This window comes from Nonomuraea mesophila (assembly GCF_004352805.1).
Classification (GTDB): domain Bacteria; phylum Actinomycetota; class Actinomycetes; order Streptosporangiales; family Streptosporangiaceae; genus Nonomuraea; species Nonomuraea longispora.
The window spans coordinates 20016-33699 of the sequence record NZ_SMLD01000036.1; the positions used below are offsets into that span (position 1 = coordinate 20016).

Annotated in this window: 12 protein-coding genes; 6 read left to right on the forward strand and 6 right to left on the reverse strand. The window is 71.2% G+C overall.

The features are described 5' to 3' along the window. Positions 1-158: 158 nt before the first annotated feature. From E1295_RS16270 to E1295_RS16290, 5 genes are all read right to left on the reverse strand, one after another. The gene (locus E1295_RS16270) at positions 159-680 is read right to left on the reverse strand and encodes a hypothetical protein (RefSeq protein ID WP_132631117.1); all 522 of its coding nucleotides are present in this window, start codon (positions 678-680) and stop codon (positions 159-161) included. Then, positions 677-1747, reverse strand: coding sequence for a lytic polysaccharide monooxygenase auxiliary activity family 9 protein (locus E1295_RS16275; RefSeq protein ID WP_132631118.1), 1071 nt, complete (start codon positions 1745-1747; stop codon positions 677-679). The genes E1295_RS16270 and E1295_RS16275 overlap by 4 nt, the downstream gene beginning before the upstream one ends. A gap of 308 nt (positions 1748-2055) precedes the next feature. Further along, positions 2056-3300, reverse strand: a complete 1245-nt coding sequence (locus tag E1295_RS16280; protein WP_342775880.1) for a serine/threonine-protein kinase — start codon at positions 3298-3300, stop codon at positions 2056-2058. Then, positions 3287-4258, reverse strand: a complete 972-nt coding sequence (locus E1295_RS16285) for a LacI family DNA-binding transcriptional regulator (protein ID WP_132631120.1) — start codon at positions 4256-4258, stop codon at positions 3287-3289. The genes E1295_RS16280 and E1295_RS16285 overlap by 14 nt, the downstream gene beginning before the upstream one ends. 193 nt (positions 4259-4451) lie before the next feature. Further along, positions 4452-6596 (reverse strand): transglycosylase domain-containing protein, encoded by a 2145-nt coding sequence (locus E1295_RS16290; RefSeq protein WP_132631121.1) that lies wholly within the window; start codon positions 6594-6596, stop codon positions 4452-4454. Between the two features lie 318 nt (positions 6597-6914). Between E1295_RS16290 and E1295_RS16295 the strand changes: the two genes are divergently transcribed. The 3 genes from E1295_RS16295 to E1295_RS16305 all read left to right on the forward strand — a co-directional run bounded on the left by E1295_RS16295 (position 6915) and on the right by E1295_RS16305 (position 9621). Continuing rightward, a complete protein-coding gene (locus tag E1295_RS16295; RefSeq protein WP_132631122.1) occupies positions 6915-8123 on the forward strand; it encodes a hypothetical protein in 1209 nt (402 codons plus the stop codon). Beyond that, positions 8120-9121: a hypothetical protein gene (locus E1295_RS16300; protein WP_132631123.1), complete on the forward strand. Its 1002-nt coding sequence runs from the start codon at positions 8120-8122 to the stop codon at positions 9119-9121. Before E1295_RS16295 ends, E1295_RS16300 begins: the two co-directional genes overlap by 4 nt. A 62-nt stretch (positions 9122-9183) precedes the next feature. Continuing rightward, complete coding sequence (locus E1295_RS16305) at positions 9184-9621, forward strand: STAS domain-containing protein (protein ID WP_132631124.1); 438 nt, start codon at positions 9184-9186, stop codon at positions 9619-9621. A 111-nt stretch (positions 9622-9732) separates the two neighbouring features. Here the strand turns inward: E1295_RS16305 and E1295_RS16310 are convergent, their stop codons facing one another. Continuing rightward, complete coding sequence (locus E1295_RS16310; RefSeq protein ID WP_132631125.1) at positions 9733-11139, reverse strand: dihydrolipoyl dehydrogenase family protein; 1407 nt, start codon at positions 11137-11139, stop codon at positions 9733-9735. 190 nt (positions 11140-11329) lie between these two features. Here E1295_RS16310 and E1295_RS16315 point away from each other — a divergent pair, with 190 nt between their 5' ends. The 3 genes from E1295_RS16315 to E1295_RS16325 all read left to right on the forward strand — a co-directional run bounded on the left by E1295_RS16315 (position 11330) and on the right by E1295_RS16325 (position 13667). Continuing rightward, complete coding sequence (locus tag E1295_RS16315; RefSeq protein WP_132631126.1) at positions 11330-11773, forward strand: hypothetical protein; 444 nt, start codon at positions 11330-11332, stop codon at positions 11771-11773. 2 nt (positions 11774-11775) lie between these two features. Continuing rightward, a complete protein-coding gene (locus E1295_RS16320; RefSeq protein ID WP_132631127.1) occupies positions 11776-12375 on the forward strand; it encodes a class F sortase in 600 nt (199 codons plus the stop codon). A gap of 185 nt (positions 12376-12560) precedes the next feature. Then, positions 12561-13667 (forward strand): sialidase family protein, encoded by a 1107-nt coding sequence (locus E1295_RS16325; RefSeq protein WP_132631128.1) that lies wholly within the window; start codon positions 12561-12563, stop codon positions 13665-13667. Positions 13668-13684 lie beyond the last annotated feature (17 nt).

Here is a 13684-nt window from a genome sequence, read left to right on the forward strand (position 1 = left end):
GCGCTCGCGCGATCCGACCCCGGGCCGAACCCGTCGGCCCCCGGCTGCGTATGAGGAGGTGAGGCGAAGCATCAAACCTGCCTTGTGACACATCCCGCCCGGATGGGACGGACGCGGCCCCGATACCTCCAGTCGGCGCCGCGTCCGTTCGTGTTCCGTCACCTGGCCGAGTCGGCCTGCGCGAAGCGTTGCTTGGCCGCCTCGATGGCGGCGTCGTCGGAGAAGTCCGCGAACGCCTCCTCGTGGTAGCGCGGAGGGATGAGCCGCCTGACCCGCTCCGGGTAACCCGCCCCCGCCTCCGGCACCTTGACCACGGGCGGGATGCCGAGGCGTACGGCGATGGGGCCCGAGGCGCGTACGGAGACCGACCACTCGCTGCTCTCGCCGGTGATGGCGCACAGGTGGCGGGCGTAGACCCACTTCACCTCGACGAGGGAGGACGCGCCCGCCGGTTCGGTCCCGAAGGGCTCCACGGCGCACACGACGTTCGACTCGAAGTGGTGGCCGTGTGCGTGGTGCTCGCCGGTCGACGCCTGTTCCAGGATCAGGGTCACCTGTGCGGCGAGCTCGTCGTTCAGCTGGGCGGAGGGCTGCCTGCCCGCGAAGAACATCACCCCGGCCAGGGTCAGCCCGGCCAGGGTGACGGTCGTCGCGACAAGCCCACGTCGCGTTCTGATCACGGGCTGGTGCAGGTCAGGGTGGGTGCGGGGTTGGGGATGGAGCCGGTCGCGTTGAAGCCGAACGAGGTGGTCGCGTTCGGCGCCAGCGTGCCGTTGTAGGTGGCGTTCTTGACGGTCACGTTGGGCGGTTGCCCGGACAGGACGCCGTTCCACGGTGTGCCGTCGAAGGCCTGGCCGCCGCTGTAGGTCCAGGAGACCGTCCAGCCGTTCAGCGCGCTGTCGCCCGTGTTGCGCACGGTCACCTCGCCCTGGAAGTGGCCGGCCCAGCCGTTGTCGGTGGCCTTCCACGTCGCGGTGCAGCCGTTGTCACCGGGAGGCGGGTCGGTCGGCGTGGTCGTGGGGTCGGGGTCGGGGCCCGGCGTGCCGCCGCCGGGGCCGACTCCGGTCACTTCGCCGTTGCCGCCGTCGAAGACGACGTCGGAGCAGCTGTAGAAGTTCTCGTTGCTGTCGGAGCGGATCCAGTGGGTGAAGATGATGTGCCGCCCGGTCTTGCCGGACGGGAGCTGGGCGTTCCAGTAGTAGTAGCCGAGCCCGCCGGGGCCGCCGTTCTTGGGCGGGTCGGTCACGGTGCCGAACGGCTCCAGGTCGGACCACTTGAGCGGGGCGTTCGGGTTCCAGCCGTTCTTGGTGATGTAGTAGTCGAAGTCGCCGGGGTGCTCGGCCCAGTTGCTGTGCCGCATCTGGATGTTGGCGCCCGCCGTCAAGTGGGTCAGCGGCCAGTCGGAACGGACCGCGTTGTAGGCCGAGAAGTCGTAGGGCCCGCCGGTGCCGCCGCTGCAGATCTGCCCGTCGGGGATGAATCCGCTGGTCCGTCCCGCGCCGTCGGAGCGCAGCACGGCGAACCAGTTGTACAGAGGCGTCGTGCCGCTCTGCGCGACCGCGTCGGCGCAGGCGGGGTTGTAGGGCTGGATCTGTCCGTTGTCCCGCAGGCCGTCCTGCCAGCACAGGAACGTGCGGCTGCCGGGGAACATGGTCACGCCGTGGGCCTGTGCCGGTGAGGGCACCATCAGGACACTCGTGATGAGAACCATGACGGCGGTGATCGCCGCCGACTTGAACCATTTCATGGGGATTCCCTTGCGCTGACGACAGAGAAGAACCCGCCCATGACCAGCCCGCCCGGCCAGCGCATTGAACCACGGGCGGCGCCGGTCCGACAACGCCCCGTGAAACTTTCAGCCGATCTTGGTCATGGACCTCGGCGTACTGTGCCCGCCGTGATCGGGTGCGCCGGAACAGTGCAATGTTGGGAGCGCTCCCAGTATACTTGCTGATCAGAAATGCGGTTGCATGAGGCACACGCTCGCGCGGCCGTGCTTTGCGAGGGGCACGGCCGCGTGGGCGAGGGGTACGGCTGGTGCTGCCGTACCCCTCGTCAGTTCACGTCGAGGGCGGCCTCGATCTCGTCGAGCCTGGCCTCCAGCTCGCTGCGGCAGTCCGGCGCCAGCCGGCCCTCCCGCATGCGGTCGGAGAGCTTGACGCGCAGGCGCTGGGTCCCGCCTGACGCCGCTGGGCCGTGCGGCGCGACGAGGGCGTTCAGCACCTGGTTGAGGTCGAGGACGACGTCGGCGTCCGTCGCGGCGCACGGCGTCCTGTCCTCCAGCGCGGCCCTGAAGCCGGCCACCGCGTGCTCGACGGTGATCGCCGCGGCCGGCGAGCTCTCGACCTGCGCGGAGGTGGGCGACGGCCGTGGAGGCGCGGCATGCTGCGGCGACCGGAGCTCCGTGCGCTGGAACCAGAGCAGGAGCGACAGCACGACCGCCGCCGAGCCCGCGACCGTGAGCGCCCGCCTGACGTGCCGGCCCAGGCCGGCCGTGCCGAGCGCCGCGGTCAGCGCCGAGACGATCTCCGCCGCGGCCGGCCGCTCCTCCGGCCGGTGCGCCAGGCAGCGCTGGCACAGGGTGGCGACGGCGTAGGGCACGCCGGGCACCCGGGGCGGCGGCGCCGTCCTCCTGGCCGCCTCGATCTCCTCCCACGTGGTCTCCGGGTACGGGGTCCGCCCGGTGAGCATGGTGTGCAGCAGCACGCCCAGGGCGTACACGTCGACCGCGGGATGGGTGGGAGCACCCTGCAGCCGTTCGGGGGCGACGTAGGGCGGGGTACCGCGGTCGTCGTCGGGGTCGCCCGCCCAGGCCGCGATGCCGAAGTCGAGCAGTTTGGGGCCGTCGGCGGTGAGCAGCACGTTCTCGGCCGTGACGTCCCTGTGGACGAGGCCGCGGGCGTGCCCGGCCATCAGCACCTTGGCCAGCCGCAGCGCGATCGCCGCGGCCTCGGTCCACGGCAGCGGGCCCTGCTCGACGCGCTCGCCCAGCGGCGTGCCGTCGAGCAGCGGCATCACCACGAAGGCCGCGACCCCGCCGCCCGTGGTGACGGTCTCGCCGTAGTCGTAGATCGCGATCGAGTCGGGGTGGAAGAACCTGGCCGCGGCGCGTGCCTCGCTGCGAACGCTGACGCGCTCGCCGTGGTCGGCGTGGAGCGACGAGGTGAGCACCTTGACCGCGACCATCCGGTGCAGGGACTGGTCGAAGGCACGCCAGATGACCGACATGCCCCCGCGGGCCACCGGATCAAGCAGTAGATACCGGCGGGCCAGCACATCCCCAGGCTCAAGCCGACTCACGGACGACCAGTTCCGTGGGGAGAACGGGGTCGATGCCCGTGGCCCCTGTCAGGAGCAGCCGGGTGGCGACCGTGGCGAGCTCCTCGACGGGCTGGCGGACGGTGGTCAGTGCGGGAACGGTGTGCCTGGCGACGGGGGCGTCGTCGAACCCGATGACCGCCACGTCGGTCGGCACCCTGCGCCCGGCCCTGCGCAGCGCTTGGATCGCTCCCGCCGCCATCAGGTCGGAGGCGACGAAGACGGCGTCGAGCCCGGGGGCGTGGCGTAACAACCACTGCATGGCGTGGGTGCCGGACGCGGCGGTGAAGTCGCCGTAGGCCACGGGCACGTCGGGTGCGCCCGCCGCCTGCAGGGTGCGGACCAGGCCGTCCAATCGGTCGCGCGCGGCGGGCAGCGAGGGCGGGCCGCCGATGGCGGCGACGTTCCGGCGGCCGGTCAGCAGGAAGTGCTCCGCCGCCTGGCGGCCGCCGTCGAGGTTGTCGACGTCGACGTAGGGGAGTTTGAGGTCGTGGGGCGGGCGGCCGATGTTGCGCACCGGGATGCCCGCGGTCGATAACTTGATGGCCAGGGGGTGGCGCTCTCGCGCGCCCACGATGAGCACCGCGCCCGACAGGGCGGGCAGCGTGGACGACGTGGGCGTGACGGTGGTCACCATGAGGTGGGTGCCGTGTTCGGCGATCACGCTGCCGGCCGCCGAGAGAAGCCTGGCGTAATAGGGTTCGGAGAAAAGCCGGGGCAGGTGGTCGCAGATCACCGCCGTGACACCGTCGGCCATGGTTTTCGCGGCCGTTCCCCGTGGTGCGCGTTGCCGTACGTAGCCCATTCGGGATACGGCGTCGTAGACTTGGCGGCGGGTCGAAGTGCTGACCCGCACCGAGCCGGTGAGGACTCGTGATGCGGTCGCGGGGGAAACCCCTGCAGCGGCCGCCACTTGTGCCAGTGTGGGCTGCTCGGTCATGGAGCACCTCGCGGAAAGATCCTGGGAGCGCTCCCACGTTACCAATGTTTCGCCGTTGTTAATAGGGCCTTTGCAAGGAGTGCGTCCTGCTGTACGGACGCACTCCCCGTTCCCTCAGTTCAACGCCTTCCCGGCCGGCGCGGGCCCCGCCATTTCGCCGGACCCATTCCGCATTTCCGGGTTTCCGTTCGCGTCACCCGAGGTCGACGTCCGCGTCCTCGAGCTCCGCGTCGGCCTCGTCGTCATCGCCCGAGTCCGACCGGTCGGGCTGCTTGGGCTGGCAGCTCCCGCCGCAGCCGCCGAAGCGGGAGGTGTTCATCGGGTGGAAGTCGGTCTCCGGCACGCCCTTCAGTGCCAGGATCATGGTGTCCTTCCAGATCGGCCCAGGAATCGAAGCGCCGAAGACCGAACCGTAGTAGCGGCCGCCGATGGTGACGCCGTTGAGCTTGTGCTGCTGCGCGCCGCGCGTGTCGCCGATGCTGACCGCCCCCGCCAGATCCGGGGTGAACCCGGCGAACCAGGCGGCCGCCTGGTCGTCCGTGGTGCCGGTCTTCCCGCCCGCGGGCCGGCCGATGCCGCCGACGCCACGCATCGTGCCCTTGGTGAAGACCCCCTCCAGGATGTACGACGCCGCGTCCGCGACCTCGGGATCGAAGGCCTGCTTGCACTCGGGCTTGTACGTCTTCACCTTGCCGTAACGGTCAGTGATCTTGTTGATGGCCATGGGCTTGCAGTACTTGCCCCTGGCGCCGATCGCCGCGTACGCGGTGGCCACGGTCACCGGGTCCATCTCGTTGGTGCCCAGCGTGAACGTCTCGAACTCCGTCAGCGGCAGCCCGTCGGAGCGCTTGATGCCCAGCGACTTGGCCGTCTTGACTGTGTCGCACAGCCCGACCTTCTGCTCCAGCGCCACGAAGAAGGTGTTGACCGAGCCCCAGGTGCCGGTGGCCAGCGACTTGAAGCCGCCGCCGCCCCCCTCGGCGTTGGTGACGGTGTGGCTGGGGTCGCCGATGTTCTCGCCCTTGCAGTTCTTGAACGCGGAGTAGCCGGGCGCGCGGTAGCCGCTGCCGGTGCTCACCCCGTCGTTGATCTTCATGCCCTCCTTGAGCGCGGTGAGCAGCGTGAAGACCTTGAACGTCGAGCCCGCCTGGAAGCCGGTGCCGCCGCCGTGCACCGCGTCGGCGACCACGTTGTACGACATCTCGTTCTTGCGCTTGTTGTTGCCGTACTTGCGGCTGGCGGCCATCGCCTTGATCGCGCCCGTGCCGGGCTCCACCAGGGCCTCTGAGGCGACCGCCTTGTCCGAGGCGTACACGTGCTTCCTGATGGCCCGGTCGGCGGCCTTCTGCATCTTCGGGTCGAGCGTGGTCTGGATGGTCAGGCCGCCCCGGTTGAGGAACTGGGTCCTGGCCTTCTTCGTCGCGCCGAAAATCTTGTTGCTGAGGATCTCGTTGCGCACGTACATGCAGAAGTACGGATATTCGCTGGCCCCGCAGCCGCCGGGCAGCGGCTTGCCCTTGTCGAAGCCGAGCTTCTCGGCCTTGGCCTCCTTGGCCTCCGCGGGCGTGATCTTGCCCAGCTCGGCCATCCTGTCGAGCACCACGTTGCGCCGGTGCAGCAGCCGCTGGCGCTGGTCCCTGCCGAGGTTGGGGTCGGTCGCGTTGGGGTCCTGCACGGCGCCGGCCAGGGTCGCGGACTGCACCAGGTTGAGGCTGCTCGCGTCGACCCCGAAGAACCGTTTGGCGGCCGCCTCGACGCCGTAGGCGCCGGCCCCGAAGTAGGCGATGTTGAGGTATTTCTCGAGGATCTGGTCCTTGGTGTACTTCTCCTCGACCGCCATCGCGTACCGCAGCTCCCTGAGCTTGCGGCCGTAGCTGGCCTCCAGCGCCGCGTTCTTCTCCTTCGTGGTGGTGGCCGAGTTGAGCAGCACCTGCTTGACGTACTGCTGGGTGATGGACGAGCCGCCCTGGGCGATGCCGCCCGAGCTGAGGTTCTTGGCCAGGGCCCGGATGGTGCCCTCGATGTCGATCGCGCCGTGCTCGTAGAAGCGGAAGTCCTCGATCGAGATGATGGCCGTCTTCATGACCTCGGCCACGTCGGCGAGCTTGACGTTCTCCCGGTATTCCTCGTAGAACTGCGCGATCTGGTTGCCCTTGGCGTCGAGCACCGTCGTCTTCTCCGCGAGCGGGGGCTCCTTGAGCTCCTCAGGCTTGATGCCTAGCTCTTCCGATGCCGAGACGAACATCGCGCCCGTGCCTCCCACCGCGGGCAGCGCGATGGCCGCGGTCACCACGCCCGCGGCGACCGCCGCACCGGTGAGCCGCGCAATACTCGACATTCGGGACATGCTGGCAATACCTCCCCCTCTTGGCATTCGGGTGCATCCTAAACCCAGCCATGACGTGTTCCATGTAAAAACTTGGACCGCGTGAGACGGGAGTTAGTTCGCGCTGGGGCCCCGGTTTTCCCGTGTTCGTCGGCATATCTGACGTTCGTGCTGCATGTGCCCCCTGTGCGGGCTGTGGCGATCTTTCTCCTCGCGATCGGCCGATTTCCACCAGCCGAGGGCAAAGAAGCGTGTTGTCTGGCGGGTCCCGCGCCCCTCGTCTGGCAACGTCGGCCACGGCGTTGCTGCCGGCCTTGGTGGAGGGGTCTTATGCGTGGTGTCGGAGATGGCGCGGACTTCGACCGTCTGCTCTCGGCCGCCAGGTCATATTGGGGAGACACCCCCGGCGGTGACGGCTGCGTCGTGGCGGAGGCGTACGACGACATCAGGGTCGTGACGCGCACGCTGCTCGTCGCCAGGGCCGTGTGCGACCTGCTCGCGGCGCGGCTGGTCGTGCTGACCGGCCCCGAGTGGCGGCGCCTCGCCGAGGCGTTCGGCGCCGCGGACGACGTCCAGCCGGAGCTGCCGCCCGTCGCGCTCGTCACCGGCCGCGCCGACCGCACGGTGCCCAGGGACATCCCCGTCGTGCACGTCCACGGCACCGGGTCGGTGAAGGCGTACACCATGTTTCCCGACCAGGGCCCGTGCTCCTTCTTCGACGAGCTGCCCGCCAGGGTCGGCGCGTTCTTCGACCGGCACGTGTGGCCGCAGCGGGACACGATCAGGCCCGGCGCGGAACGGGTCGCCTGGCGGGCCAAGACCGGATACCAGCTCCGTACGGACACCGAACGCCGCCAGCTGCGCTACTACGGCTGCGCCCGCCTCGGCATCGACGCCGACCGGCCGACGATCGCCGTGTTCGGCCACACCCCGGGACAGGACACCGAGCTGTACGACGCGACGGCGGAGTTCGCCGCGTCCGACGAGTCCGCGAACTGGCTGTTCCTCGACCCCGTCGCCAACGGCCATTCCCGGATGAAGTGCGTCACCGGCGCCCTGTCCACCAACATCCTGTGGAGCGTGACCGACGTGGGCGTCACCTTCAGGGACAGCGACCTGCCCGCATTCGGCATCCCCGTCATCCAGGCCGGCTGGTCGGAGGGCAGCGCCTGCGGCGCCACGTACTTGGCCCGTTCGCCCGCCGGCCACCACGCCCTGCTGGAGGAGGCCATCGGCAGGCACGCCAAGGGCGAGTCGTTCCTCGGCCCCGAGCAGCGCGAACGCGCCCGCCTGTGGCTGTGGCTGCGCCGTTGCGGCGCCGACGTCCCCACCCAGCTCCTGCCGCACTGGCAGCACGGAGCGGAGGACCACGCGCGTGCGCTCGCCGTCAACCTCCGGCACGTCGAACGCGACGGCGACCCCCTCTACCGAGCCGTAGCCCGCATGTGGGACCGGCGCGAGCCCGTGCTCACCCGATTCGACTTCCACGACCCGGCAGCGCTGGCCACCACCATCACCCCCGAGAGGAGCATCCGATGACCGGCAGCACAGGATCCGACACCGACCTCGACCAGGTGATCCTGCCCGCCATACCGCCCGTGCACCTGCTCAGCGGGCAGGTCCCCTCCCTTCAGGTGACCGACCGCCTGCACAGGGGCAGCCACATCGTCGGCAGATTCGAGACCTCCGGACTGGCCGGTTTCAAGGTGGCCGCACAGGGGCGCCCGCTGCGGGTGCTGCTGACGCTGTCCGCCGACGACCGGTCCGTGAGCGGCTGGCACACCGGCAAACCCGCGGCGGGCGGCCCGCTCACGCGGCTCGTGCAGATCCGCTCCCAGGGGCGGCTGCGCCAGTGCGTCCTGCTGAAAGGCCGGCGCTCGCACGCCAAGGTCGCCTTCGACCTCGCGGCCGAGGAGATCCCCGACGACGGCCTCGTCTGCATCGAGGCGCTCGACATCATGGAGGGCGACGGCATCGGCGAGGAGGTGCGGCGCATCGTCTCCGGGCGCCTCGCCCCCGACGGGGTGGCCGGCGTGCGCCTCGACAAGGTCGTGTTCGACGAGCCGCCCGAGGTGGACTTCGACCCCGACACGCTCGACGGCTCCCGCTGCGAGCTGTCCACGCTGATCAGCGCCGGCGGTCTGGCCAACCTCAACCGGCAGGGCGTACGGGTGCTGCGCGCGGGCATGTTCGTGGTCAACCCCGTGCTGAAGGACACCTTCGGCGCGACCGGCCGCGTCACGCTCCGGCTCGGCACCAAGGCGGAGCCGGCCAGCCTCATCCCCGCGTCGTGGCGCCGGGTCAACAGCGAACTGCGCTGGCTGCGGCACGCCACCAAGAAACTCCTCGGCACGGCGGGCCCCAGGGTGGATCGGGTGCTCAACGTCAGGGACGGCGAGGCCGTCGAGTTCGAGCAGCGGGCCTGCGGCAACGTGACGGAGCTGGAGCTGTCCAGCCCCACGACCTCACCCCTTCTGGTCTTCGTCGCCTCCGGCCGGGGCGCTCAGGCCACGCTGGAGTCGGGCACCTCGCACTAGCCGTACCAGCGCAATTTCGGAGATCATCCGTGAAAACGCCGTGCTGAGGGCAGTCTGTATGGATGACCGAGCGCGGATTGCGAGTCGAAGCCACCCGGTACGTACACTGCACGGTCATACGCGCCAGCGGCGAGCTCGACCACGACGGCCGGGTCAGGTTCAGCGCCTGCATCAAGTCCGTGTGGGACTGGTCCGCGGGCCCCGTGCTCGTGTTCGACCTACACGACCTGGACTTCTACGACTCGTCGGTCATCGGGGTGCTCGCTATGGCGATGCAGCGGATGGAGGAGGAGCGCAGCGGTGGCCGGATCATCCTGGTCCAGCCGGACCACCACCTGCTGTCGGTGCTGCGGCTGACGGACCTGCTCTCACACGTGGAGCTGGCCGACAGCGTCGAGCAGGTCGTGGCCGAGCTGATGGTGCAGGCGGAGGAGGAGTCGTCAGGACGGGCTCCGCCGCGCGTGGTCCTCAAGGGCTGCAGCCGGGACCGGCGCGACTGAGCGGGGACGAGCTCGCGTACGGCGAGCCCGCCCCCCGCATCAGAGCCGGCCTCAGGGTCCGCCCTGGAGCCCGCCCTGGAGTCCGCCCTGGAGTCCGCCCTGGAGTCCGCCCTAGAGTCCGTACGTCTCCAGCAAGCGCAACCACACCTCGCTGACCGTCGGGAACGCCGGCACCGCGTGCCACAGGCGGTCGAGCGGCACTTCGGCGGTGACCGCGATCGTGGCGGCGTGCAGCAGCTCGGCCGCCCCGGGCCCGGCGAACGTGACGCCCAGCAGCACCTTCCTGTCCTCATCGACGACGGCCCTGGCCTGGCCGCGGTAGCCGTCGCCCAGGAGGTAGGCGCCCGTGACCGCGCCCATGTCGTAGTCGACGACCCGCACCCGGAACCCGTCCGCGCGGGCCACCGCCTCCGTACGGCCCACCGCGCAGATCTGCGGGTCCGTGAACACCACCTGCGGGGCTCCGTAGCCGCCCGCCACGTCGCGCATCGCGGGCAACTCGTCACCGCGGGCTCGCGCGGTGATCACGTCGCCGCACACCCTCGCCTGATATTTGCCCATATGTGTGAGCAGCGCCCGCCCGTTGACGTCGCCCACGGCGTACAGCCAGCCGTCGGAGACCCCGGTCGCCCGCATGCTGTCGTCGACCTCGATCGGAACGTCGTCGGGCAGGCCCACCGTGCCGAGCCCCACGTCGCGGGTGGCGGGCCGGCGCCCCGTGGCCACCAGCACCTCGTCGGCCTCCAGCGGCGGCCCTTCGGGCAGGTGCACCGTCACCTTCCCACCCGGCTCCGGCCGCTCCAGCCGGCTGACCTGGAGGCCGGTGCGCACCTCGATGCCCGCCTCCGCGAACGAGCGGGCGAGCAGCTCGCCGGCGAACGGCTCCATCCTGCTCAGCAGCCCGTCGCCGCGCACCACCAGCGTGGTCTGCCGCGCGCCGAGCCCGTGCATGGCCTGCGCCATCTCGCACGCCACGACGCCGCCGCCGAGCACCACCAGCCGCTCGGGGACCTCGCTGGTCTCCGTCACCTCGTGGCTCGTCCACGGAGCCGCCTCGGCCAGCCCTGGGACCGGAGGCACGACCGGCGAACTGCCCGTCGCCACCACCACGGCATGCCGGGCCGTCAGCACCCGCTCGCCGCCGTCCGCCAGGGCCACGCGCACCCGCCGGGGACCGTCGAGCCGGCCGCGCCCGCGTACGAACTCGGCCGGCACGCTCTCGATCCACCCCACCTGTCCGGAGTCGTCGAAATTGCCGACCGCCTCGTCACGGCGGGCCAGCACCGCGGCCACGTCGATGGGCGCGAGCTCCAGCCCGGGAACCCGCGCCACCTCACCCGCCAGATCGACCGGCCGCAACAGCGCCTTGCTCGGCACGCACGCCCAGTAGGAACACTCGCCGCCGGCCAGCCGCTCCTCGACGACCGCGGCCGTCAGACCGCCGCGCACGGCTCGATCCACGACGTTCTCACCAGTGGGACCGGCGCCGATCACGACGACGTCGAACTCGTCAGCCACCCCTGCCTCCCAAGCATTCGTCGGACGTGAGAAAACTCTTTCACGCCAGGGCGCCTCCTAACGCGAACCACCCGGCCCGCCGACAGGGTGAGAGCCCTTTCATTCCGTGCTCATGGTGGTCCAACCGGTGGCACCGAGTCTGGAGGCAGGCCGCGGGCGAACCGCGGCAAGCACATCGGGAGGCATCCACATGGCACAGGAATTACGGCGAGTCGTGCTCGCGACCGCGCTCACCCTCGGGCTGGGCGCCGGCACGATCTCCCTGACCGCCCCCGCCCAGGCGGCGACCGTCCCCACCGTTTCCCTCACAACGGCCGACGACGATGACGACGCTCCGCGTGGCGGGGTGGAGACAGGGTTCGGTGGGGTCGTTCGTGACGACGACGATGACGACGACGGTGCTCCGCGTGGCGGGGTCGACACCGGGATGGGCGGGACGGCGGGGGACGCGGCCGCCGGTAGCGGGACGACCGAAAGCGGGGCAGCCGGGAGCGGGACGGCCGGGAGCGGGACGGCCGGGAGCGGGACGGGTGCGAGTGGTGCGCTGCCGCTGGTGCCGGTGGGCCTGGTGGGTGCCGGGCTGCTGGGGGCCGGCGTGTTCTGGCTGCGGTACAAGTTCTCCGCGGACGGCTGACCATGCGCGCCCTCATGATGGCCGCATGCGCGCTGGTCACGGTGGCCGCCTGCGCCACCGTCCCGGCCCGCCGGCACGCCACCCCCGCTGCCGCGACCCCCGCCGTCCCCGCGGCCGGGGTGCGGGTCGGGACGGCGGTCGCCGTCTCGGACGCTGAGGCGGCCGATCCCGTACGGTTGCGCATCCCCGCCATCAAGCTGTCCACCCGGGTGGGCCCGCTACGGCTCGACGCCAGGGGCCGCCTGGTCGCTCCCAGACGCTTCGACCAAGTGGGCTGGAACAAGGCCGGGCCGGAGCCGGGCGAGCGGGGTGTGGCCGTGATCGCCGGTCACGTGGACTCCACCACCGGGCCCGCCGTGTTCTATCGCCTGCGCCGGCTGAGCGACGGTGACCGGGTGCACGTGGACCGGGCCGACGGCAGCACGGTCACGTTCGTGGTCGGCCGAGTGGCTCGGTATCCCAAGAGCCGCGTACCCGACAAGGAGGTCTATCACGGCGGCCGGGGCACCGAGCTGCGCCTGGTCACGTGCGGCGGCACCTTCGACCGAGCCCGCCGCAGCTACCGCGACAACGTGGTCGTGTTCGCGCGCCGATCAGCGTGACGGCGCGCGCCCGCTGACGGCGCGGCGGCCGGTGTGCCGCCGGGAACCGGCATCCCGGCGGCACGCCGGTGCATGGCCCGGCCGGGGCCGCGGGCAGGTTCCCGCCGGACTGCGGGGCCCGGCATTCGCCTTCGTGTACGGCTGAGGTCGGAACCCGTTCACCCGGGGGCCGTAGCGTGCCGCGCATGACGGAGCGTTATCCCACGTCGGTGCCGTACCGGCAGGCGAGCGACGGGTACCACACGTTCAGGATCCCGGCGGTCGTGGCGACCCGGGCAGGCACGGTGCTGGCGTTCGCGGAGGGGCGGCGCGGCTCGGCCGGCGACTCGGGCCACATCGACCTGGTGCTCACGCGATCCGCGGACGGCGGCAGGACGTGGGGCGAGCTGGAGGTGGTCGCCACGGAGCCGCGGCGCGGCACCGCGGGCAACCCGGCGCCGGTGGTTCTGGCCGACGGCAGGATCGTGCTGGTGTTCGTCAGACAGGGTCCGTCGGCCACCGAGGGGAGCATCCGGCGGGGCGAGGTGGAGGCGGCTGAGGGACGGCGGGTGTTCGTCCAGGACAGCGAGGACGACGGCGTCACCTGGTCGCGGCCCCGTGAGATCACCGACAGCGTGAAGGACCCGGGGTGGCGCTGGTACGCGACGACCCCGGGTCACGCCGTCGAGCTGCGGCACGGCATGCACGCGGGGCGGATCGTGGTGCCCGCCAACCACTCGCTGCCGCCGGAGGGCGCCGACGACGGCACCGAGGGCAGGTACGACGGCGGCCACTGCCTGTTGAGCGACGACGGCGGCCGGACGTGGCGCATCGGCTACGTCGACGACGACCCCGACGGCCACGTCAACGTCAACGAGACCACCGCGGCCGAGCTGCCCGGCGGATGCGTCTACCTCAACACCCGTACCGACTCCGACGCCCCCGGCACCAGGGCCGACGCCTACTCCTCCGACGGCGGGCAGACGCTGGAGCAGCCGTTCAAGCCGCAGCCCGCTCTGGTGGGGCCGGTGGTGGAGGGCAGCGTGCTCTGGTGCGGGGCGCCGGACGTGCTGCTGTTCTCGGGGCCGGCCGCGCCGGACGCGCGGGCGTCGATGACGGTACGCGCCAGCGACGACCACGGCGTCACCTGGCGGGTCGCGCACACGGTGTCCGGCTCGCCCGCGGCCTACTCGGACCTGGTCAGGCTGGACGCGGAGACGGTGGGGTTGCTGTTCGAGACCGGCGGCTCGGGGCCGTACGAGAGCATCGCCTTCCGCCGGATCCCGATCGGTGAACTGGTGCGCCGGCGATGAGTTTCGGCGGCCGAGCA

Excerpts from the sequence above, each read along its gene's own strand:
- E1295_RS16275 (WP_132631118.1), bottom strand. The coding sequence starts at position 1,747 with ATGAAATGGTTCAAGTCGGCGGCGATCACCGCCGTCATGGTTCTCATC.
- E1295_RS16285 (WP_132631120.1), bottom strand. The coding sequence starts at position 4,258 with ATGACCGAGCAGCCCACACTGGCACAAGTGGCGGCCGCTGCAGGGGTT.
- E1295_RS16290 (WP_132631121.1), bottom strand. The coding sequence starts at position 6,596 with ATGTCGAGTATTGCGCGGCTCACCGGTGCGGCGGTCGCCGCGGGCGTG.
- E1295_RS16295 (WP_132631122.1), top strand. The coding sequence starts at position 6,915 with ATGCGTGGTGTCGGAGATGGCGCGGACTTCGACCGTCTGCTCTCGGCC.
- E1295_RS16300 (WP_132631123.1), top strand. The coding sequence starts at position 8,120 with ATGACCGGCAGCACAGGATCCGACACCGACCTCGACCAGGTGATCCTG.
- E1295_RS16305 (WP_132631124.1), top strand. The coding sequence starts at position 9,184 with ATGACCGAGCGCGGATTGCGAGTCGAAGCCACCCGGTACGTACACTGC.
- E1295_RS16315 (WP_132631126.1), top strand. The coding sequence starts at position 11,330 with ATGGCACAGGAATTACGGCGAGTCGTGCTCGCGACCGCGCTCACCCTC.
- E1295_RS16320 (WP_132631127.1), top strand. The coding sequence starts at position 11,776 with ATGCGCGCCCTCATGATGGCCGCATGCGCGCTGGTCACGGTGGCCGCC.
- E1295_RS16325 (WP_132631128.1), top strand. The coding sequence starts at position 12,561 with ATGACGGAGCGTTATCCCACGTCGGTGCCGTACCGGCAGGCGAGCGAC.